Here is a 21,128-nt window from a genome sequence, read left to right on the forward strand (position 1 = left end):
CGTTACACTGTTGCATTACTGTCCTTCGCGTGCTGTCTTCTGCCATGAAATATCTTGCCCTCATCCTTTCGCTGATCCTGTTGGCCGGTTGTGCCAGCGGGCCCCGGTACGACACCAGCCATCCTTCGGCCAATCACGACAGCCGCATCCAGTTTGTAGTGGTGCATTACACTTCCGCGTCCCTGCAACGCTCGTTGCAACTGCTGACCCACGGCGAAGTCAGCAGCCATTACCTGATCGGCGACGATAAAGACGCCACCATCTACAAATTGATGGATGAAAGCCTTCGAGCCTGGCATGCCGGTGAGAGCGAATGGCAAGGCCGAACCTGGCTGAACTCCAGCTCCATCGGCATCGAGATCGTCAATCCCGGCTTCAAGGAAACGGCGGACGGCAAGCGCCTCTGGTATCCCTACAGCGAAGCACAGATCCAGTCGCTGATCGCCCTGCTAAAGGACATAAGCAAACGTTACGCTATCAACCCTCGCAGCATCATCGGCCACAGTGATATCGCCCCACTGCGCAAACTCGACCCTGGGCCGCTGTTCCCCTGGAAACGCCTGGCGGATGAAGGCCTTGGTATCTGGCCGAACGAACAGGCAGTGGCCCGGCAACAGGCGCAATTCGACACCCAGTTGCCGAGCATCAGCTGGTTCCAGGGGCAGTTGGCCCGACTTGGATATGCCACGCCGCAAACCGGTGAGCTGGACGTCGCGACGCGTCATGTGCTCGCGGCGTTCCAGATGCATTTCCGTCCTTCGCGCTTCGACGGCCTGCCCGACGCGCAAACTGCCGCACTTCTGTTGGTGTTGAATCAGACAAAATAATGACGCCCGCCCGACGGTCAGCGCGCTTTCCAAATCAGCAGCTATAACTCATTGGTAATCCTTCGGATATCCAATATGACTGCTGCTCGAGAGACACTCCGTAGCTGGTTTTATCGCCCCTGGTTTCTGGCGATACTGGCTGCTGTGCTGAGCACTGTAATGCTACTGGCCGGCAGCATGTTCGTGGCCTTGAACCAGATCCAGCAGAACGAAAGCCTTGAGATGAATGCGCAAGGTGAGCGTTTCCTGGCGCGTCTCGAGCAACTGTTCGGACAATTGCGCGAAAGTCTCGATGATCTGGAAGCCCAGCCATTGCGCACCTGCAACGACGAAATGGTCGCCACGCTGCAACAGGTCACGTTCAATTATCGCTTCGTGTACGAAGCCGCATTCATGGACGGTTCGCGGATCTGCTCCAACCGTCCCCGCCAGGAAGGCCTGTCGATGATACGGCCCCCGGACATCAAGGATCCGGGCTACAGCTATTGGCTGAACACCTCCACCGAGCCCGACGAAAACCGCGCCGCGCTAATGCTGGGACGTGGCAACTTTCGCGTCGCGACCTCTCGCGGGCATTTGACCGATATGGTCGACCTGTCGCCGGGCAGCAGTCTTCTGGTCGTGCTCGACCACGGCAAACGAGCCATCCCGGTGCTGGGTACGGCGCAGGCCTGGCCCCCCGACGAAGCCTGGCCAGCGGACAAACGCGACGCCCTGCAAGTGACCCAGACTCGCTTGATCTATCGCATGCCCACCGACAATCCCGAGTACCAATGGGTGCTGATCTCGCCGCGCACCGGCAGGCATGTGCCTACCGCATGGTGGTGGTTGGGCCCGGCCAGCCTGATAGCAGGACTATTGGTGGGCTTCATGGTGTTCCTGCTGGTGCGCCAGCGCCAGTCGCTGGACGCGGAGCTGGCGGGCGCGATACGACGCGGGGAGCTGCAGGTGTTGTATCAGCCAATCTTCAACCTCGACAACCGCCATTGCGTCGGAGCTGAAGCCCTGCTGCGCTGGCGTCGACCCGACGGCACCCTGACCAGCCCCGACCTGTTCATTCCCATGGCGGAGAACACCGGGCAGATCCGCCAGATGACCGATTTCGTCCTGCAACGCCTGCTGGAGCAGTTGGGGCATTTACTGCGTGCCAATCCGCAGCTCTATATCTCGGTCAATCTGGCAGCCTGCGACGTGATGGTGCCGCGAATCGGCCAGGTGATGGCGCGCCTGTTGACCCTGCACCGCGTGGCAGCCCGACAGATTGCTTTTGAAGTCACCGAGCGTGGGCTGATCGATGTCGAGGTGGCCCGGGAAAACCTCCAGGCTCTGCGTGATGTCGGGCACCAGGTGTTGATCGATGACTTTGGCACCGGCTATTGCAGCCTCGCCTACCTGCAAACCCTGCCGGTGGATTGCCTGAAAATCGACAAGGCGTTTATTGATGCGCTGGGGCATGACGCAGCCAGCAGTGGCGTTGCGCCACACATCATTCATATGGCCCAGGCGCTGCAACTCAAGGTGATTGCCGAAGGTATCGAGCATGAAGCCCAGGCAGCGTTCCTGAGCAGTGAAGGGGTGAAGTTCGGCCAGGGCTGGCTGTTCGCCCATGCATTGAGCGCCGTGCAGTTCATCGAGCTGATTACCCGTGGCCGGCGTATCGCCGCACGACGCCTGGATGACGAGGCCTGACACCAATCAGACCGCCAGCGCCATATAGAACTGCGTGCCCTGCCCCGGCCGCGAATAAACGCCCATCCGCCCGCCGTGCAACTGCACGATTTCCTTGCATAGCGCCAAGCCCAGCCCAGCGCCACCTTTCTTGCGTCCAACCTGCACGAAGGGTTCGAAGATCCGGCCCTGCTGGCCATAGGCAATGCCTTCACCATTATCCTCGACGCTGATAATCACTCGCTCGCCATGACGTCGGCCCTGCAAGCGGATCTGGCCACCCGTGCCGGTGTGACGCAATGCGTTGTCGATCAGGTTATCCAGCACCCGGTCCAACTGTGGCTGATCGGCTTGCAACCTCGGCAATGGCTCCTGGACTTCCACCAACAAGTCGATGCCCTTCGCCTGCGCTGCCTCGGCGAATCGCAAACGGGCCTGCTCAAGCAAGTCTTCGATGGAACAGGGCGCCAGTGTGAGTTTCTGCAATCCGTTCTGATAGCGGGAGAAATTCAACAAGTCATTGATCAGTTGCATCAAGCGCTGCATTTCTTCGTTAACGGTGTCCAGGAGATCCGCTTCACGGGAGTCCTCGGGGAAATGGGCACGCTCGCGGAACAGACCGAAAGCCATGTGCATTCCGGTTACCGGTGTGCGCAGCTCATGGGATGCGCGCAGGACAAACTCGCTGCGCACTCGCTCGAAGGCGCGCTGCTCGGTGACATCATGCAGCACCATCACCGCACCCAGGATATGGCCCTGGGTATGACTGACCGGCGTCAGACTGTAGGTCAGCAACCGCGACTCGCCATCGACCTCGACACTCAAGTCTTCGGGCACCCGCTCCAGCGTGCCGCCGCGCAGCACCATTCGCAGTTGCTGATCCAGTTCGGGCCTGTCGAGTGCCGAGCCCAGTCCTTTCCCGAGGAAATCGGTGTCCCAGCCCAACTGGCGTTGCGCCACCGGATTGAGGTGTTCCAGACGACCCTCGCGGTCAATCATCAGCAGCCCATCATCGATGCTGTCGAGCACACCCTGCAAGCGCTGTTGACCGGCGAGCAATTCGTCGACATTGGTCGCCTGATGCTCACGCAACGCCTCAGCCATGAGGCCGAAACGCTTGGTCAGTTGATTGATTTCTGCCGCAGAGGACACCGGCAGCGTCACCTCGAAGTTGCCTTGGCCGATATTGTCGGCAGCTTTGGCCAACGCTTCGATGGGTGCACCGAAACGTCGGGCAATCGCCTGTGCGGTGACGAAACCGATGATCAGCACCGCCAGGCCAACCAACCCCAACAACCCCGCAATCAGTAGCGCCCGGTCCCGCCCCTGGCGCTGCATGTCGCTGATATCGTCCAACGCATTCTTGTGCTCGGTAATCAGCCCGTTGCGCACCACATTGAATTTTCTGGTCAGCTCTTCGTTGCCACTCAATATGTGGGATGGATCGCTCGACTGATCCAAAGCCTGAAGGAAATCCAGATAGTCAGCCTTGGCTTGAGCGAATCCGTAACGCCGATCTTCGCCCAGATCATGTGCGATGCCTTGCTCCAGCAATTCGAAATAGTGCTGTTTTGACGCTTGGAACTCCGGCGACTCGGGCTTGTTGCCCAGCATTAGAATCAACTGGTCGCCCAGGGTCTGGCGCAGCTTCAGCCCAAGGTCCAGGGTGACGAAGCTGTTGCGTACCAATACTTCCTGGGTTCCCGCCATCTGCATCACGCTGACCAGCCCGAGCAACAGCCCCAGCAACGCGACGGTGATCAGTGCGGAGATACTCAGGAAAAGCCGAGTACGCAACTTCATCGCCAGTTTCATCACGCGCAACTCACAGGTTGTATTGCTTGCGTTTGCGATACAGCGTCGACGCGTCGATGCCCAGCGTCTTGGCGGCCTGATCGAGGGTGCCAGCGGTGGCCAACACGGCGCCGATGTGGGCTTTCTCCAGTTCGTCCAGGCTTAATGCCGCGCCAATGCGCGGCGCGTTGTTGGCCGGTGTCTCGGCCATGCCCAGATGGCTGAGCTCGACACGTTCCTGCGGACAGATGATGCTGGCGCGTTCCACGACGTTACGCAGTTCGCGGATGTTCCCCGGCCATCGGTAGCTCAACAAAGCCTCACGGGCTTCTTCGCTAAAACCACGTGCCGGTCGCGCGTACTCCTTGACGAAGCGCGCCAGGAAGCGATCAGCCAGGTTGAGGATGTCTTCACGGCGCTCACGCAGCGGTGGCAAATGCAGGGTGATGACGTTCAGGCGATACAGCAAGTCTTCACGGAAACGCCCCTCGCGCACCATGTCCTCGAGGTTGAGGTTGGTGGCGGCAAGAATGCGCACATCAGCACGACGCGTGACCGGATCACCGACACGCTCATATTCCTTGTCCTGGATGAAACGCAACAACTTGGGTTGCAACGTCAAGGGAAAATCGCCGATTTCGTCGAGAAACAGCGTCCCGCCATCCGCCTGATTGACGCGTCCGAGGGTGCTTTCGCTGGCGCCGGTAAAAGCGCCCCGGCTGTGACCGAAGAGCTCACTTTCCATCAATTCGGCGGTCAGCGATGGGCAGTTGATGGTGACGCAAGATTTCTTCGCGCGTTTACTCCAGCCGTGAATGGCCTGGGACAGTTCGCCCTTACCGGTGCCGGACTCGCCAAGAATCAGGATGTTGGCGTCAGTGGTCGCTACCTGGCGGGCCGTTTCGAGGACCACCTTCATGGCCGGGCTATGAGAGTCCAGGCCGTCCTTGGGTTTGCGGATCTCCCCTTCCAATGCCTCCAGGCGCGCCGACAGTTGTCGCACTTCCAGTTGTTTGGCGGTCGCCAGGCGCAGTTGATCAGGGCTGCAGGGTTTAACCAGATAATCGGCTGCGCCTGCCTGGATTGCATCCACGGCGGTGTCCACGGCCGAGTGTGCGGTGACGATCACCACACGCATCCATGGCGCCTGGATACGCATTTGCGCCAGCACGTCGAGACCGTTGTCTTCACCGAGGCGCAAATCAAGGAAACACAGGTCGAACACCTGACGTTGCAACAGCACATCGGCCTGTGCCGCGCTGTTGGCCGTGGCGACACTATAGCCTTCGTCTTCGAGGCAATACCGGAACGTTCGCAGGATGGCGGATTCGTCATCCACCAGCAGAATGCGGCCCTGATGCTCGGTGGCAGATTCCATTTTTCCTACGCTCCTAAATGAATGATCTTTGTTAGTCCCGGAAAAATCGGGCAAGTTGCATGGTTGATTCTGGTCGATTCCGGCTACGTCGGGGGAGAAATCTACTCACCCTATTTTTAATCACCTGATATCACTTTTTTTATCGGTTCTGCCATTCGAGGCTGAAGCTGCTCCCCATCAGACACCAGCGCGTCTCACGCAATTCAAAAAATTCTGAAAGCTCCCACGAATTTATCGTGCATTTCGCACGACAACCAATAGGGCATCGTGCAGGATGCGTCCGACATTGATTTTTTGTGTTTCCTAAATCATTGTTTTTATTAGATTTTTTGTGATGAAAAAGCTGGCACGCACACTGCAATAGTGTTTTCAGCCCGAGCGAAAACACTCGCTCAACCAAAACACCACAGTGTGGGAGGAATTTCAGGATGAATCGCCAACGTGCCGCCCAAATGCGTATCTCGCCACTGCATATCCAGCAGGGTCTGTTCGCGGTCCTGGCACTGTTGATCACCCTGATTGGCGGTCAACAGCTGCTGCGTTGGGAGCTGAGCCAGCAGCCGGAAGCGCCGCGGGTATCGTTTCAGTATCCCACTCAAACTCACTTCAGCGCCGCACGCAGTTCGGCCGCCGAAAACCAGCCATTGCGCATGATGGACGTCGACCAGGCTCAGCCCCTGGATGAGATGCCACGCCAGGAGCGCTGGGTATTTTGAAGATACGAACTTGACGCGGGCAGCGCGTCGGGCATGAGCAAGACCTCTAAATAGAAGTAAGGAGAATCACCATGTTGAGCTGGGCAATCACTTTCCTGATCATTGCCATCATCGCCGCCGTACTGGGCTTCGGTGGTATCGCGGGCACCGCCACGGGTATCGCCAAGATCCTCTTTGTCGTGTTCCTGGTGATGTTCATTGCTTCGTTCTTCTTTGGCCGTCGTGGTCGGGGCTGAGGATGAACGTTCCATTCAAGACGCTGGCAGCCGCCCTGCTTCTGGGCGGCAGTGCCATAGCGATGGCGGCCAATGATGGCCAGACGCGGGTCAACGAACTGCTAAGCAGCGACCCGCAGTTCCGGGACACCTGGCAAGGTGTGGTAAAGAAGGAAGAACGCCTGCCGGAATGGGTGATGAATCTCTCGGGTAATGCTGAGCAAATGAATGCCGTACAGGTAGATGGCGACGATTATCTGGTGGGCCCGCTTTGCGAAACTCCGGACACCTGCCGCAATAACAGACTGATCGTTGCCGTCAGCCTCGACAGGAAGGACGCGTATGCGATGTTGGTGCAGGTGCCGGCAGGCTTGCCGACCGACAAGTCGCCAACGCGGCATGCCGACTATCGCTTCCTCGGCAAACCCGACCAGGGCATGCAGACGATGTTGATGGAACAGCTAAAGAAAGATCCAAACTGGTACTGAATCTGTCACATGAAAGAAGCAACATTGCTTCTCTCTGATGCGCCGCCCGAGGAAGGTAGGCGCATGACCAAGGGGTCGGGACGTTCTGCCTGTTACAGGGGCGGAGTGACCTACGGGTACATGGAGTGCCTGCGCAAGGGCCGGGTCAGGTAAAAGCTGCGACGCAAGTTCGCCGTCCAATATTGGTTCGACGGACTTGCGGAGAGCTTGCTCAACGCTTAGATATTTATGGACGATCCATTCGGTATCGCCCTTCCCCGCTTCCACCCCTCGTGATTTCCAGGCGTTGATATTTTCATGACCGTACATCGAGAAAAACTCGATCTATTTTGCGGCGTTTTGTCGCGAGGCAGTGTCGGATTTTTCTGAAAACCACCGCTTGGATAACTGACCGTAAATCAATCATTCACCTCGGAGATGACCGGTTCACGGCACTTGAAGCGCCGAAATGTCACATTCGAACCATTTGCGACGTCGCTTTTGACTCATAAACCTCATGCCGATTCGGCATAGGGTAGTCGTTTACGGCATTAGACGCCGGTTCCCCGCATCGGAATAGTTGCGCCTTTTTTCAGCTGCCAGAGAGCCATAAAAACGCTCCGGGCACCTTATACGGGGGCGGATGCACACGACTTTTTCGCCATGAGCGGTCCAGTTTGCGCATCCAGTCCGAGTCAAACTGAAGTAAGGGTAAAGATATGAAGAAGGCAAAGCTCAGCCTCGCCTGGCAGATCCTCATCGGTCTGGTGTTGGGGATTGCAATCGGTGCGCTGCTCAACCACTTCAGTGCGGAGAAGGCCTGGTGGATCAGCAACGTCCTGCAACCGGCGGGCGATATCTTTATCCGTTTGATCAAGATGATCGTGATCCCGATCGTCATTTCCTCGCTGGTCGTCGGTATCGCCGGCGTGGGCGATGCGAAGAAACTCGGCAGCATCGGCCTCAAGACCATCATCTATTTCGAGATTGTTACCACCATCGCCATCGTGGTCGGTCTGCTGCTCGCCAACGTATTCCATCCGGGCGCCGGCATCGATATGAGTACGCTGGGTACGGTGGATATTTCCAAGTATCAGGCGACCGCCGCCGAAGTTCAGCATGAACATGCGTTCATCGAGACAATCCTCAACCTGATCCCGTCCAACATCTTCGCGGCCATGGCCCGCGGCGAAATGCTGCCAATCATCTTCTTCTCGGTACTGTTCGGTCTCGGTCTGTCGAGCCTCAAGCCGGAACTGCGCGATCCGCTGGTCACGATGTTCCAGGGCGTATCGGAAAGCATGTTCAAGGTCACTCACATGATCATGAACTACGCCCCGATCGGCGTTTTCGCCCTGATCGCGGTAACTGTCGCCAATTTTGGCTTCGCTTCGCTGCTGCCGCTGGCGAAACTGGTGATACTGGTTTACGTCGCCATCGCCTTCTTCGCCTTCGTGGTACTGGGCCTGATCGCTCGCCTGTTCGGCTTCTCGGTGATCAAGCTGATGCGCATCTTCAAGGATGAGCTGGTCCTGGCCTACTCCACCGCATCTTCGGAAACCGTGCTGCCGCGTGTCATCGAGAAAATGGAAGCCTACGGTGCGCCGAAAGCCATCTGCAGCTTCGTGGTGCCGACCGGCTACTCGTTCAACCTCGACGGTTCGACCCTGTACCAGAGCATCGCGGCGATTTTCATTGCCCAGCTCTACGGCATCGACTTGTCGATCAGCCAGCAACTGCTGCTGGTGCTGACCCTCATGGTTACTTCCAAAGGCATCGCCGGCGTTCCAGGCGTATCCTTCGTCGTGCTGCTGGCCACCTTGGGCAGCGTCGGTATCCCACTGGAAGGCCTGGCGTTCATCGCCGGTGTCGACCGCATCATGGACATGGCGCGGACCGCCCTGAACGTGATCGGCAATGCACTGGCTGTACTGGTCATCTCACGCTGGGAAGGCATGTACGACGATGCCAAGGGCCAGCGCTACTGGAACTCCCTGCCGCACTGGCGCAGCAAGGAAAAAATGCCGGTCGCTGAGTCATCTCACAGTTAAGTCTTACCTGTGGGAGCGGGCTCGCCCGCGATGAGGTCGGCAGCTTCAACCTATTTGTTGGCTGACATAAAGCCATCGCGGGCAAGCCCGCTCCCACAGGGTTAACTCCCAGCACCCAAACAAACCCCGGAACAATCCGGGGTTTGTCGTTTCTGGCCGCCCCGCTATCATTCGCGCATCTTTTGGGGGATTTGACTGATGCTAAATGGCCTGTGGCTTGGCTTCTTCATCGTGGCCGCCGTGTCGGCGCTGGCGCAGTGGCTGATCGGCGGCAACGCCGGAATCTTTGCGGCGATGGTGGAGAGTATTTTCGCCATGGCCAAGTTGTCGGTCGAAGTCATGGTGCTGTTGTTCGGCACCCTCACCCTCTGGCTGGGCTTCCTGCGGATCGCCGAGAAAGCCGGGATCGTCGAATGGCTGGCAAAGGCGCTGGGGCCCCTGTTCCTGCGCCTGATGCCCGAAGTGCCGCCCGGCCACCCCGCCATCGGCCTGATCACCCTGAACTTCGCCGCCAATGGCCTGGGCCTGGACAATGCCGCCACCCCCATCGGCCTCAAGGCCATGAAGGCATTGCAGGAACTCAACCCCAGCGACACCATTGCCAGCAACGCGCAGATCCTGTTCCTGGTGCTCAACGCCTCCTCGCTGACCCTGCTGCCGGTGACGATCTTCATGTACCGCGCCCAGCAAGGCGCGCCTGACCCGACGCTGGTGTTCCTGCCCATCCTGCTGGCCACCAGTTGCTCCACCATCGTGGGTTTCCTCGCCGTCGCGTTCATGCAGCGCCTGCGGGTCTGGGACCCGGTGGTGCTGGCCTACCTGATTCCCGGCGTTCTCTTGCTTGGCGGCTTCATGGCGCTGTTGGCCACGATGTCGGCCACTGCATTGGCCGGCCTGTCATCGATCCTGGGCAACCTCACGCTGTTCGGCCTGATCATGCTGTTTTTGATCATCGGCGCGCTGCGCAAGGTGAAGGTCTACGAGGCCTTTGTCGAAGGAGCGAAAGAAGGCTTCGATGTGGCGAAGAACCTGCTGCCGTATCTGGTGGCGATGCTTTGTGCGATTGGGGTGCTGCGTGCTTCCGGGGCGCTGGATTTCGGCCTCGATGGCATTCGTCACCTGGTGGAATGGGCCGGCTGGGACACCCGCTTCGTCGATGCGCTCCCGACGGCGATGGTCAAGCCGTTTTCCGGCAGCGCTGCCCGGGCAATGCTCATCGAAACCATGAAAACCTCCGGCGTGGACAGTTTCCCGGCGCTGGTGGCGGCGACGATTCAGGGCAGCACCGAGACGACCTTCTATGTGCTGGCAGTGTACTTCGGCGCGGTGGGCATCCAGCGCGCCCGGCATGCGGTGGGCTGTGCGTTGCTGGCGGAGTTGGCTGGGGTGCTGGGGGCAATTGGGGTTTGTTATTGGTTCTTCGGTTAACCCAAATTCCCTTGTAGGAGCGAGCTTGCTCGCGATCGCGGAGTATCAGCCACCCTAGATGTTCCATGGCACACCGCATCGCGAGCAAGCTCGCTCCTACAGGGGGATCATTGGCCTCACGGGCGCGCTGGCGCCACCTTCTGGCCTTGTTCCACCGCCCAGTTGACCACCTGCGCCGTCAGTTGATCACTGGCCCGACCAAACCCGCTCACCGCCGATGGGACGGCGACGTCGCCCAGCGGCTGACGCACTTCGAAGCGGCGGCTGGCGAGGATGCGCTGGTCAAAACCACGCACCAGTAAGGCATCCAGGCGCACCACGACGCTGACGGCCTTGCCCTGGTACTCGGTCTGGAAGGCCTGGAGGGTTCCGCCCAGTTCCAGGTCTGCCTGGAAATTGCTGTCGTCGGTGCTCAACAACGACACCCGGCCATCATGCTGGAAGCCATCGAGCAGACGATTGCGCAGCAGTTCCGGCGCAGGGTCGCTCCAACGTGAAGCCTTGTAGCTGCTGATCAGATCCCCTTGGGGGATCACCGCGATGTTGCGACTGTTCAACGCCTCGCTGGCCTGCGGCTTGACCAGGCGCAGCGACCAGCTTTGCGCGGTGCCATGGCTGCTGGCTGCGCCACTCTGGGACGAAGGCAAACGATACACATCGGAGGGCTCGGCCTTGGGCAGGATCGAGCAGGCGCTGGTCACCGCGAAGGCGCCAAGGAGAGCAATGTGACACAGCTTCATGGCGTGAATTCCTTGTTCTTGTCAGTGCCCAGCAGGTAGCCGCTGGGATTGGCTTCCAGGCGCTGTGAAATGGCCCGCAACGACGTCAGCGTCTCACGCAGTTCTCGCACCGCCGGTGCCAGGCCATTGAGTCCCTGCATACCGTTGTTGAGCGAATCCTGGTTGCTGCTGAGCAGCTTATTGAGGGTGGCGCTGCTCTGTTCCAGCGACTTCATGGCTTGCTCCGCGCTGCCGAACGCCTGCTTGCCCTGATCATTGAGCAAGCCATTGGCGTTGCGCATCAGGGTCGACGTCTGCTCCAGCATGCCACTGGCCTGCTTGCCGACCGACGCCAATTGCTGCATCGCCAGGCGGATATCGCCACGTTGTTCGGCGATGGTGCCGGTGGTTTGTTCCAGGTGTTCCAGGGTCTTGCCGATGCGTTCGACGTTTTCGCTGGAGAACAGGAGGTTGGCGTTGTGCATCAGCATGTTCACGCCGGACATCAGGTCGTTGCTGTCATTGAGCAGGCGCGCGATGGGCGAGGGCGAGGCGACGATGGTCGGCAACTCACCGTCCTTGCCCTTGAGGGCCGGGCTCTGCGGGGTACCGCCACTGAGCTGGATGATGGACGTTCCGGTCACCCCGGTCAGTGCCAGTTTGGCCTGGGTGTCTTCCTTGATTGGCGTGTCACCGCCCAGGCGAATGCGCGCCAGCACCCGGCGCGGGTCGTTCGGGTCCAGACGCAAGGTCACCACGTCGCCGACCTTGATCCCGCTGTACTGCACCGAACTGCCTTTGGACAAGCCGCTGACGGCCTCGTTGAAGACCACTTCATAGTCCTTGAACTCGGTGTCGACGCTGGACTTGGCCAACCACAAGCCGAAGAGCAGGGCGCCTGCGACGACGATCACCGTGAACAGGCCGATCAATACATGATGGGCTCGGGTTTCCATGTCAGACCTCTTTCAACTGTTGGGCGGCGGTCAACGCCGCGCGGCCGCGAGGGCCGTGGAAATATTCGTGAATCCACGCATCATCGGTTTCGGCGACGACATCGATGGGGCCTGCCACCAGCACTTTTTTCTGCGCCAGCACGGCTACGCGGTCAGTGATGGTGTAAAGGGTATCGAGGTCGTGAGTGATCAGGAACACACTGAAGCCCAGCGCATCGCGCAATGTCAGGATCAACTGGTCAAAGGCGGCCGCCCCAATCGGGTCAAGGCCGGCGGTTGGTTCGTCGAGAAAGAGGATGTCCGGGTCCAGCGCCAACGCCCGGGCCAGCGCAGCGCGCTTGATCATCCCGCCGGACAGCGAGGCAGGGTATTTGTCGGCGGCGGAAAGCGGCAGGCCGGCCAGCGCCAGTTTCACTGCTGCCAGGTGCTCGGCATCCTCACGGCTCAGACCTGCGTGTTCGATCAGGGGCAGGGCGACGTTTTCGGTCACCGTCAGCGAAGAAAACAGGGCGCCTTTCTGGAACAAGACGCCAAACCGCCGCTCGACCAGCGAGCGCTCATGTTCAGACAGGGTCGGCAGGTTCTTGCCGAACACCTTCACCATGCCTTCGCTGGGCTGGCGCAAGCCGACAATGCTGCGCAGCAGCACCGACTTGCCGCTGCCGGATCCGCCGACCACGGCAAGGATTTCGCCCTTGTTCAAATCCAGGTCGAGGTTTTCGTGCACGCTTTGGCTGCCAAAGCGATTGCACAGGCCACGTACCTCGATCACCGCCTCGGAGGGCGCACGCAGTGGACGACTCACCATCCCATCTCCATGAAAAACAGGGCGGCCACGGCATCAAGCACGATCACCACGAAGATCGACTGCACAACGCTCGATGTCGTATGGGCGCCGACCGATTCGGCACTGCCGCTGACCTTGAAACCTTCCAGGCAGCCAATCGCGGCAATGAGAAACGCGAAGATCGGCGCTTTGACGATCCCCACCAGAAAATGCTGAACGCCGATGTCCGAATGCAGCAAGGACAGGAACATCGCCGGGGAAATATCCAGCGACAGGGCACAGACCACACCGCCGCCGACGATTCCGGAGATCATCGCCAGGAACGTCAGCATCGGCAGCGACACCAATAATGCCAGCACCCGTGGCACCACCAGCAGCTCCATGGGGTCGAGGCCGATGGTGCGAATGGCGTCGATTTCTTCGTTGGCCTTCATCGAGCCAATCTGCGCGGTGAACGAGCTGGCCGTGCGGCCGGCCATCAGGATCGCTGTCAGCAGTACGGCAAACTCGCGCAGGAAGGAAAAGGCCACCAGGTCGACCGTAAACACCGTCGCGCCGAAGTTGGCCAGTACCGTCGCCCCGAGGAACGCCACCACGGCGCCCACCAGGAACGTGAGCAGGGCGACGATGGGCGCGGCGTCGAGGCCGGTCTGCTCGATGTGCGCAACCATCGGCGTGATCCGCCAACGCCAGGGGCGAAACAATCCGCGGGCGAGGGTTTCCAGGATCAGCCCGACGAAACCCAGCAGTTGCAGGGTGTCCTGCCAGACGGCATCCACCGCACGGCCGATGCGCGTCAACAATTGGATGCCGACGCTGATCTCCGGCTCCTTGATCGGTACGCAGAAATCGGTCATCGAGCGATACACCGTCTGCAACAACGCCCGATCCGCAGTGGGCAAGGTGCAATCAGGGTGTTCGGCGGATCGTCCAAGACGTTCCGAGCCCAGCAACTCCGCCAGCAGCGATGCACCTGCGGTGTCGAGCGCGCCGAGGCCGTTGAGGTCGATGTGGGTGTTGTTGTCGTATTGGCCGCGCAGCTTTTCGCACAGATCCTTGAGGGCGGCGTAGTGGGCGAGCGTCCAGTCACCCACGACCCGCAATTGCGCGGGGGAGAGTGATGTGTCCATCAGGGCACTGCCGGGCGTTGTGCTGCTGGTCATAAGCTCCGTGCTTGTTCGGCTATTACGCAGAGCTACGTAATAGCACGAACCCCGTTACTTTTCTTTGGTCGGTGTGCTGTCTGTGATCTTGAATCGCAACACACCGATCAACTGACCGTCCTCGGTCAACACGCGAACCTGCCAGTCACCCGCCGGGTTGCCGGGGAAATTCTGTTTATGGGTCCAGGCGCGGTAGCCTTCCTTGCGACCACCATGGATGTCCAGAGCAATGCGGTCGACCTCTTTTCCATTGAACTGCCAGACGTGATAAATCCGCTCATCCAGACCACGTGGCGCGTTGATCGCCGTGTAGGCATAGAGCCCGCCGCCACGAATCTGCTCGGCGCTCACTTCATGGAGGCTGTCGCCCGGCGTGCGGTCCTGCATCTGCGTGCTGATCGCGACGTCGGTCATCCACAGCGTGGCCGGCGGCACCCACGACCGCAGGACCCAGCCCACAGCGCCAATGCCGACGGTGATGCACAGGATCGCCACGGCATTGCGCACGGTACGGATCGGGAAGATCGACGCCAGGCTCGGGAACGACAGGACCACCGCCGTGCCCAGCGCCAGCTTGAAGCTCTGGGAGGTGGTCAGGTGCAGGATGACGGGCAGGGCGGTCAGCAGCGCGGCGAACAGCGTCAGCGTGTGCAGCGCCAGGAACGCCCAGCGCCGCGGGGCCAGCCATTTGTAGTAGAGCGGGTCGATAATGGAAATCAGCGCGGCAATGCCCAACAGCCCGGTGAAAAACAATTGGCCGCTATTCCAGGTGGTGGTGATGAAAAAGAAGGGCAGGACGAAGAACAGGCTTTCCTGGTGGATCATCTGCGTCGCGTAACGCAGCAAAGGTTGTGGGATTTCTCGCTTGAAGATGCGTGTAAATAGCTGCGTCAGGCTGTTTTCCAGCATCAGCCAGACCCAGCTGAGGACCATGATCACGGTGATCCAGGTCGCCAGGCCCTGTTGGCGGTCCACCAGCATGAAACTGGCGACCCCGGAGATGAAACCGCCGAGCGCAATGACGCCTGGGTAGCGCTTCATCAATTCGAGAAGGCGCTGTACGTACAAGGTCAGGGTCGGCATTCGGCGATTCGCAGTAGTCGTGGGAAAAATCCTCGACAGGTTACCGCCCGCGGGTCGTTGTGGCGAGCCGATCCTGCACCGTTTTCCGCGCGCGCCAGCACCAACCCAGCAGCACCAATACGAGAAGACCCAGGACGGCGGCGATCGCCACGATCAACTGATCATCACCCAGCAGCGGCTTCTCCACCCGCAGGTAACCCGGCTGGATCAGCAATTCACGCATGGCCTTGTTCGCTTGCGCCAGGGTCACGCTGCGCAACTCCCGGGCCGGGTCAGAGAATCGACCGTCCTCGTAATCGCCCAGCGCACTCCAGTAGTAATCCGCCAATGCGCTGTTGCCTTGCACGGCCCAGGCCTGGCGGGCCATGGCGGCCTGCTTGAGGCGATTGAAGGTGTCGGCGTCGAGGCCGTTCTTGAGCAGGCCGGCCTTCAATTCGTCCAGCGCCCGCGCAGCCTTTGATACATCGCCTCGCTCAAGATCGGCATTGAGGCTCATGAAGCCCACCCCGCCAAATACCTCGCGCTCGGCCGAGGGACCGTAGGACAGGCTGTGCGCCAGGCGCAACTGGCGATACAGCGCCCAGTCCAGGTAGTCCTTGAGCAAGTCGAAGGTGGCGTCATTGACATCGTCCAGCACCGGTTCCGGCACTAGCCAGTGCAGTTTGGCCGTGTCGCCCACGAGGCCGCGGCTCAAGGTACGCTCATGGGCGGCGCTGGCCAGGATCACCGGCAAGGGCGGATGCTCGCTCGGGTCTACCGCCTTGAGCGCACCCCAGGCCCGCTCCAGATAAGCCGGCAGCAGACGCTCAAGGTCGCCGACGACGATCAGAGTCATGTTGTTCGGCGCGTACCAGGCCTTGCGCACCGACTCCAGTTGTTCGCGGGTCAGGTGATCGACTTCGGGCCGCTCCTGGCATCTGAGGCCCAGTTCCACCGCCAGTTGATTGCTCGCGGTATGACCGAGGTCCTGACGATCCAGCCAGCGTTGCAGATGGGTGTAGTGACCGCCGTCCTCTCGCTCGACCACCTGCTTGGCGGCGTTGATCGCGTGGTCATCGATGCGGGTCTGCGTGAGCAACGCCAGGAGCAGGTCGAGCACCTTGCGCTGGTTCTTCGCCGGGGCTTCGATGACGAATGTGGTGTCGGCGTTGCTGGTGAAGGCGTTCCACTCACCACCGAGTGCCTGCATGCGCTCTTCCAGGCCACCTTCACCGGTGGCGTCGATACCGCTGAACAGCAAGTGTTCGAGCAGGTGCGGCAGCTCTTTGTCGGCGCAGCTGAAATCATCGATGCCGACACCTACCACCAGCCGAATCGCCACATGCCCGCGCTCGCTGCCCGGTTTGAGCAGCAGTTGCAGGCCGTTGCGCAGCGTATAGCCCTCAACCTGGAAGCGATCCAGGGCGAACGAAGGGAGGGAGCACAGCAGCAGGCAGGCGAACAACAGGCAACGCATAAGAAGCTTCCGGGCAGTCAGTCAGGGATCCGTTTCGTCAGTCAGGGCCTCATCGCGGGCAAGCCCGCTCCCACATGAGTTCTGTGGTGCTCACAACACCCTGTGGGAGCGGGCTTGCCCGCGATTGGCCTTAAGGCTGAACCCAAGTTACTGACTGATCACTGTGCCAGACGTTCAAGGCGAATGTGTGATGTCAGCCAAATCGTCGACCATCAGTGCCCCGGTGTCGGCGTTTTCCAGCACCACATAGGCACTGCTGCAGAACAGAGAGCTCAGACGCTTCATATCGGCGATCAGCTCCAGGTGCAGCGAACTGGTCTCCAGACTTTGCACAATTTTACGTTGCAAGCGGCTGACATGGGCGTGGGCCAGGCGGCGTTCCTGTGCGCGGAAGCGACGTTTCTCGCGCAGCAGCTGACGGGCGCTTTCCTTGTCGGCACTGAGAAACACCGACAGGCCCAGGCGCAATGTCGAGATCAACTGGCTTTGCAGCCCCGCCAACTCTTCCAGGCCAACCTCCGAAAACGAGCGGCGCTGTGAGGTTTTCTGTTGCTGGACTTTGCGCAGCATGCGCTCGATCAGGTCGCTGGCCAGCTTGAGGTTGATCGCCAGCTCGATGATTTCCGCCCAGCGGCGGCTGTCCTGGTCACTGAGGTCTTCGCGGGGCATCTGCGCCAGATAGAGTTTGATCGCGCTGTACAGCGCTTCGACATCATCGGTCAGACGGCGTATTTCCTGGGTGACGGCGGTTTGCTTGCCCTGCAGCACATCCAGCATGGCCTCAAGCATGTGGTCGATCAGATCGCCCATGCGCAGGGTTTCCCGAGACGCATTAGCCAGCGCCAGACTGGGCGTGACCAGCGCCGTCGGATCGAGGTGCCGGGGTTTGGCCATGCCGTTGGCTTGGGGTTGCTCCGGCAGCACCCAGGCACAGAACCTGGCCATCGGCCCGACGGTGGGCAGCAAAATCAGGCAGCGCGCGGAGTTATAGAGCAGGTGAAAGCCGATAACCATTTCCTGCGGGCTGAAATCCAGGCTGTCGATCCAGTGCACCAACGGATCGAGCACCGGGATGATCAGCAGCAGCCCGATCAATTTGTACAACAGGCTGCCCAGGGCCACCTGACGCCCGGCGGCGTTTTGCATGCTGGTGCTGAGGAAGGCCAGGACACCGCTGCCGATGTTGGCGCCAATGACCAGGCCCAAGGCTACCGGCAGGCTGATCACTTTGGCACCGGCCAGGGTCGCGGTCAGCAACACCGCTGCCAGGCTGGAGTAGGAAATCATGGCGAACAGCGCCCCCATCAGGGCATCGAGCAGGATGTCGCCGGTCAGCGAAGCGAAAATCACCTTGACGCCTTTGGCGTGGGTAATCGGGTCGGCTGCTTCGACGATCAGTTGCAGCGCCAGGATGATCAGCCCCAGGCCGATGGCCACGCGGCCCATCTGGCCGAGACGGGTCTGCTTGCGCGACAGGAAGAAAATGACCCCCAGAAAGATCAGCAGCGGCGACAGCCAGGACAGGTCGAAGGTCAACACCCGCGCCATCAGCGCCGTACCGACATCGGCCCCTAGCATGGTCACCAGGGCAGGGGTCAGCGCCATCAATCCCTGGCCGACGAAGGACGTCACGAGCATCGCCGTGGCGTTGCTGCTCTGGACCATGGCCGTGACGGCAATGCCCGACAGAAATGCCAGCCAACGCCTGGACATGTTCTGGCCGATTACATGGCGAAGATTGGAACCGTAGACCCGCAGGATGCCGGTTCGGACGATGTGCGTGCCCCAAATCAGCAGGGCCACGGCGGAAAGCAGATTGAGCAGGGTGAGCATACAGGCCCCCTGTGGTGATAGCGCCCCAATGGAGCAAGTTGACGGTACCGCGCGAATTTCTACGTCTTGTACTTAAGCTGTAGTTGGCTAACGGTCTGCGCGCCAGCATCGCACAGCCAAAGAAAGGTTTGAAACAAAACCGTCATGTGAAGCGCATTACCCCTGTAGGAGCGAGCATGCTCGCGATGGTCGTCAATGATAACGCTGGGTACCTGGCACCCCGTGGCGTTTTCGAGTCCATCGCGAGCATGCTCGCTCCTACAGAAGTCCGGCGTTTCGGGTTACTGTCCCGGAATGTCCTTGCGCAGTTTCACCGGGTCCTGCTGCTTTTTCTTCCTGGCGATGGCGGTGCGCATCTTGATGTTGATGGCCTCTACCGCGAGCGAGAAGCCCATCGCGAAGTAGACGTAACCTTTAGGCACGTGAACGTCGAAGGCTTCGGCAATCAGCACGGTACCCACCACCAGCAGGAACGACAGCGCCAGCATTTTCAGCGACGGGTGCTTGTCGATGAAATCGCTGATGGTGCCGGCGGCCAACATCATCACCAGGACGGCCACGATGATCGCCGCGACCATGACCGGCACATGGGAAACCATGCCGACGGCGGTGATGACCGAGTCCAGCGAGAACACGATGTCGATGATCGCGATCTGGATGATGGTGTAGAGGAAATTGCCGCCCTTGCCGCTTGGCTCGTCGTTGGTTTCGTCTTCGCCTTCCAGTGCGTGGTACATCTCTTGCGAGCTTTTCCACAACAGGAACAGGCCACCGAAGAACAGAATCAGGTCTCGCCCGGAAATGCCCTGGCCGAACACTTCGAACAGATCGGCCGTGAGGCGCATGACCCAGGTGATGGACAGCAGCAACAGGATGCGCGTGACCATGGCCAGCGCCAGGCCGAAGATACGGGTACGCGCCTGCATGTGCTTGGGCATGCGGCTGACCAGGATCGAAATCATGATGATGTTATCGATACCCAGGACGATTTCCAGGGCAGTCAGGGTAAAGAAGGCAACCCAGATCTCAGGGTTGGTCAGCCATTCCATGTGTATTCCTTTGAGCGAGTGTTAAACCAAAAAAGTCCGGGCTTCAATCAACGAAGCCTGGACTCTTTATGGTGAGTCTTGGGCTTATAGAGTGCTGAACAGCGGAAAAATCCCCATCAGCAATGCAGCAACCAGTATGCACATGCACACCAGCACTGCCCATTTCAGGGTAAAGCGTTGGTGGTCACCGAAGTCGATACCGGCCAGCGCCACCAACAGATAGGTGGATGGTACCAGCGGGCTCAGCAAGTGGACGGGCTGACCGACGATCGAGGCACGTGCCATTTCCACTGCGGTTATACCGTAATGGCTGGCGGCTTCGGCCAGCACGGGCAGCACGCCGTAATAAAACGCGTCGTTCGACATGAAGAACGTGAACGGCATGCTCACCAGCGCGGTGATCACGGCCAGGTACGGCCCAAGGAAATCCGGGATAACCGCGAGCAAGCTCTTGGACATCGCGTCGACCATGCCGGTGCCGGTGAGGATACCGGTGAAAATGCCCGCCGCGAAGATCAGGCCGACTACCGCCAGCACACTACCAGCATGCGCTGCGACGCGATCCTTCTGCTGTTGCAGGCAAGGGTAGTTGACGATCATCGCAATACTGAACGCCACCATGAACAGCACTGGCAGCGGCAACAGACCGGCGATCAGGGTGCACATCAGCGCCAGGGTCAATGCGCCGTTGAACCAGATCAGCTTCGGACGACGGGCATCCGGGAACTGCGAAACGCTGATTTCGCTGTGGTCGATTTCATCACCCACCAGGTGCAGCTCACCCAGGCGCGCACGCTCACGCTTGCCGTAGAAGTAAGCGATGGCCAGGATCGCCACCACACCAGCGGCCATCGCCGGGATCATCGGGACAAAGATCGCCGACGGGTCGACATGCAGCGCACTGGCGGCACGGGCGGTCGGACCACCCCATGGGGTCATGTTCATCACGCCACCGGCGAGGATGATCAGACCGGCCATGATGCGCGGGCTCATGCCAATACGGCTGTACAGCGGCAGCATCGCGGCCACGCAGATCATGTAAGTGGTCGCGCCGTCACCGTCGAGGGAGACAACGAGCGCCAGAACGGCGGTGCCGACCGAAACTTTCAGGGGATCGCCCTTGACCATCTTGAGGATCTTGCGCACGGCCGGGTCGAATAGGCCGGAGTCGATCATCAGGGCGAAGTACAGAATGGCGAACATCAGCATCACGCCAGTTGGCGCAAGCTTGGTGATGCCTTCGAGCATCATCGGGCCGATTTTCGGGGCGAAACCACCGAACAGGGCGAAGAGGATCGGGATGATGATCAGGGCGATCAGCGCAGACAGGCGCTTGGTCATGATCAGGAACATGAACGTGATGACCATGGCGAAGCCAAGGAAAGTCAGCATGGGAATACTCCAGGCGTAGCGCGGCTAGGGATTGGGCGAACCGGAGGGGTCAGCGCAGAACGGGAAGCGCGAGGCGTACGGGCGGAGTGATGGCGAAGCGGCGGGTAGTAAAGGACATCAGGGTCACCATTGTTGTTGTTTAATGG

The 21,128-nt window shown here is 60.0% G+C and carries 18 protein-coding genes; 7 read left to right on the plus strand and 11 right to left on the minus strand.

The genetic code is table 11. The features are described from left to right. Window positions 1–44: 44 nt before the first annotated feature. Window positions 45–827, plus strand: coding sequence for an N-acetylmuramoyl-L-alanine amidase (locus AB4N33_RS21440; RefSeq protein WP_460119354.1), 783 nt, complete (start codon window positions 45–47; stop codon window positions 825–827). 75 nt (window positions 828–902) lie between these two features. Then, the gene (locus AB4N33_RS21445; RefSeq protein WP_460119356.1) at window positions 903–2,516 is read left to right on the plus strand and encodes an EAL domain-containing protein; all 1,614 of its coding nucleotides are present in this window, start codon (window positions 903–905) and stop codon (window positions 2,514–2,516) included. Between the two features lie 6 nt (window positions 2,517–2,522). Here the strand turns inward: AB4N33_RS21445 and AB4N33_RS21450 are convergent, their stop codons facing one another. Further along, entirely contained in the window at window positions 2,523–4,310 is a 1,788-nt protein-coding gene (locus AB4N33_RS21450) for a KinB sensor domain-containing domain (protein WP_476458201.1), read from the minus strand. Window positions 4,311–4,320: 10 nt separating this feature from the next. Continuing rightward, window positions 4,321–5,667: a sigma-54-dependent response regulator transcription factor AlgB gene (gene algB, locus AB4N33_RS21455; RefSeq protein WP_460119360.1), complete on the minus strand. Its 1,347-nt coding sequence runs from the start codon at window positions 5,665–5,667 to the stop codon at window positions 4,321–4,323. A 428-nt stretch (window positions 5,668–6,095) separates the two neighbouring features. Here algB and AB4N33_RS21460 point away from each other — a divergent pair, with 428 nt between their 5' ends. From AB4N33_RS21460 to AB4N33_RS21480, 5 genes are all read left to right on the plus strand, one after another. Further along, on the plus strand, window positions 6,096–6,383 hold the full coding sequence (locus AB4N33_RS21460; RefSeq protein WP_460119361.1) for a hypothetical protein: 288 nt from the start codon (window positions 6,096–6,098) through the stop codon (window positions 6,381–6,383). Between the two features lie 71 nt (window positions 6,384–6,454). After that, window positions 6,455–6,619, plus strand: coding sequence for a DUF1328 domain-containing protein (locus AB4N33_RS21465; RefSeq protein WP_003177151.1), 165 nt, complete (start codon window positions 6,455–6,457; stop codon window positions 6,617–6,619). A gap of 2 nt (window positions 6,620–6,621) precedes the next feature. Next, on the plus strand, window positions 6,622–7,086 hold the full coding sequence (locus AB4N33_RS21470; protein WP_476458202.1) for an inhibitor of vertebrate lysozyme family protein: 465 nt from the start codon (window positions 6,622–6,624) through the stop codon (window positions 7,084–7,086). A gap of 698 nt (window positions 7,087–7,784) precedes the next feature. Continuing rightward, window positions 7,785–9,116: a glutamate/aspartate:proton symporter GltP gene (gltP, locus tag AB4N33_RS21475; RefSeq protein WP_460119365.1), complete on the plus strand. Its 1,332-nt coding sequence runs from the start codon at window positions 7,785–7,787 to the stop codon at window positions 9,114–9,116. Window positions 9,117–9,314: 198 nt separating this feature from the next. Continuing rightward, a complete protein-coding gene (locus AB4N33_RS21480) occupies window positions 9,315–10,544 on the plus strand; it encodes a nucleoside recognition domain-containing protein (protein WP_460119367.1) in 1,230 nt (409 codons plus the stop codon). Window positions 10,545–10,660: 116 nt separating this feature from the next. Here the strand turns inward: AB4N33_RS21480 and AB4N33_RS21485 are convergent, their stop codons facing one another. The 9 genes from AB4N33_RS21485 to AB4N33_RS21525 all read right to left on the minus strand — a co-directional run bounded on the left by AB4N33_RS21485 (window position 10,661) and on the right by AB4N33_RS21525 (window position 20,982). Next, entirely contained in the window at window positions 10,661–11,284 is a 624-nt protein-coding gene (locus AB4N33_RS21485) for an ABC-type transport auxiliary lipoprotein family protein (RefSeq protein ID WP_460119369.1), read from the minus strand. Continuing rightward, the gene (locus AB4N33_RS21490; RefSeq protein ID WP_460119371.1) at window positions 11,281–12,219 is read right to left on the minus strand and encodes an MlaD family protein; all 939 of its coding nucleotides are present in this window, start codon (window positions 12,217–12,219) and stop codon (window positions 11,281–11,283) included. The genes AB4N33_RS21485 and AB4N33_RS21490 overlap by 4 nt, the downstream gene beginning before the upstream one ends. 1 nt (window position 12,220) lies before the next feature. After that, entirely contained in the window at window positions 12,221–13,027 is an 807-nt protein-coding gene (locus AB4N33_RS21495) for an ABC transporter ATP-binding protein (protein WP_460119373.1), read from the minus strand. After that, window positions 13,021–14,169 (minus strand): ABC transporter permease, encoded by a 1,149-nt coding sequence (locus tag AB4N33_RS21500; RefSeq protein ID WP_460119375.1) that lies wholly within the window; start codon window positions 14,167–14,169, stop codon window positions 13,021–13,023. The genes AB4N33_RS21495 and AB4N33_RS21500 overlap by 7 nt, the downstream gene beginning before the upstream one ends. A gap of 54 nt (window positions 14,170–14,223) precedes the next feature. After that, window positions 14,224–15,252, minus strand: coding sequence for a DUF5924 family protein (locus tag AB4N33_RS21505; protein WP_460119377.1), 1,029 nt, complete (start codon window positions 15,250–15,252; stop codon window positions 14,224–14,226). A 40-nt stretch (window positions 15,253–15,292) separates the two neighbouring features. Continuing rightward, entirely contained in the window at window positions 15,293–16,708 is a 1,416-nt protein-coding gene (locus tag AB4N33_RS21510) for a M16 family metallopeptidase (RefSeq protein ID WP_476458203.1), read from the minus strand. A 174-nt stretch (window positions 16,709–16,882) separates the two neighbouring features. Then, entirely contained in the window at window positions 16,883–18,541 is a 1,659-nt protein-coding gene (locus tag AB4N33_RS21515; RefSeq protein ID WP_460119381.1) for a Na/Pi cotransporter family protein, read from the minus strand. Window positions 18,542–18,822: 281 nt separating this feature from the next. Then, window positions 18,823–19,590 carry a TerC family protein gene (locus AB4N33_RS21520; protein ID WP_460119383.1) on the minus strand — a complete coding sequence of 256 codons (768 nt, stop codon included), beginning with the start codon at window positions 19,588–19,590 and terminating at the stop codon, window positions 18,823–18,825. 84 nt (window positions 19,591–19,674) lie between these two features. Then, window positions 19,675–20,982, minus strand: coding sequence for a CitMHS family transporter (locus AB4N33_RS21525; protein WP_460119385.1), 1,308 nt, complete (start codon window positions 20,980–20,982; stop codon window positions 19,675–19,677). Between the last annotated feature and the right edge of the window lie 146 nt (window positions 20,983–21,128).

The organism is Pseudomonas sp. S1_E05, assembly GCF_056337105.1.

What these genes read in the sequence shown, in the direction of transcription:
- AB4N33_RS21440 (WP_460119354.1), top strand. Translation starts at nt 45, where the DNA reads ATGAAATATCTTGCCCTCATCCTTTCGCTGATCCTGTTGGCCGGTTGT.
- AB4N33_RS21450 (WP_476458201.1), bottom strand. Translation starts at nt 4,310, where the DNA reads ATGAAACTGGCGATGAAGTTGCGTACTCGGCTTTTCCTGAGTATCTCC.
- AB4N33_RS21490 (WP_460119371.1), bottom strand. Translation starts at nt 12,219, where the DNA reads ATGGAAACCCGAGCCCATCATGTATTGATCGGCCTGTTCACGGTGATC.
- AB4N33_RS21525 (WP_460119385.1), bottom strand. Translation starts at nt 20,982, where the DNA reads ATGCTGACTTTCCTTGGCTTCGCCATGGTCATCACGTTCATGTTCCTG.
- AB4N33_RS21470 (WP_476458202.1), top strand. Translation starts at nt 6,622, where the DNA reads ATGAACGTTCCATTCAAGACGCTGGCAGCCGCCCTGCTTCTGGGCGGC.
- AB4N33_RS21465 (WP_003177151.1), top strand. Translation starts at nt 6,455, where the DNA reads ATGTTGAGCTGGGCAATCACTTTCCTGATCATTGCCATCATCGCCGCC.
- AB4N33_RS21500 (WP_460119375.1), bottom strand. Translation starts at nt 14,169, where the DNA reads ATGACCAGCAGCACAACGCCCGGCAGTGCCCTGATGGACACATCACTC.
- AB4N33_RS21445 (WP_460119356.1), top strand. Translation starts at nt 903, where the DNA reads ATGACTGCTGCTCGAGAGACACTCCGTAGCTGGTTTTATCGCCCCTGG.
- AB4N33_RS21460 (WP_460119361.1), top strand. Translation starts at nt 6,096, where the DNA reads ATGAATCGCCAACGTGCCGCCCAAATGCGTATCTCGCCACTGCATATC.
- gltP (WP_460119365.1), top strand. Translation starts at nt 7,785, where the DNA reads ATGAAGAAGGCAAAGCTCAGCCTCGCCTGGCAGATCCTCATCGGTCTG.
- AB4N33_RS21505 (WP_460119377.1), bottom strand. Translation starts at nt 15,252, where the DNA reads ATGCCGACCCTGACCTTGTACGTACAGCGCCTTCTCGAATTGATGAAG.
- AB4N33_RS21515 (WP_460119381.1), bottom strand. Translation starts at nt 18,541, where the DNA reads ATGCTCACCCTGCTCAATCTGCTTTCCGCCGTGGCCCTGCTGATTTGG.
- AB4N33_RS21485 (WP_460119369.1), bottom strand. Translation starts at nt 11,284, where the DNA reads ATGAAGCTGTGTCACATTGCTCTCCTTGGCGCCTTCGCGGTGACCAGC.
- AB4N33_RS21510 (WP_476458203.1), bottom strand. Translation starts at nt 16,708, where the DNA reads ATGCGTTGCCTGTTGTTCGCCTGCCTGCTGCTGTGCTCCCTCCCTTCG.
- AB4N33_RS21520 (WP_460119383.1), bottom strand. Translation starts at nt 19,590, where the DNA reads ATGGAATGGCTGACCAACCCTGAGATCTGGGTTGCCTTCTTTACCCTG.
- algB (WP_460119360.1), bottom strand. Translation starts at nt 5,667, where the DNA reads ATGGAATCTGCCACCGAGCATCAGGGCCGCATTCTGCTGGTGGATGAC.
- AB4N33_RS21495 (WP_460119373.1), bottom strand. Translation starts at nt 13,027, where the DNA reads ATGGTGAGTCGTCCACTGCGTGCGCCCTCCGAGGCGGTGATCGAGGTA.
- AB4N33_RS21480 (WP_460119367.1), top strand. Translation starts at nt 9,315, where the DNA reads ATGCTAAATGGCCTGTGGCTTGGCTTCTTCATCGTGGCCGCCGTGTCG.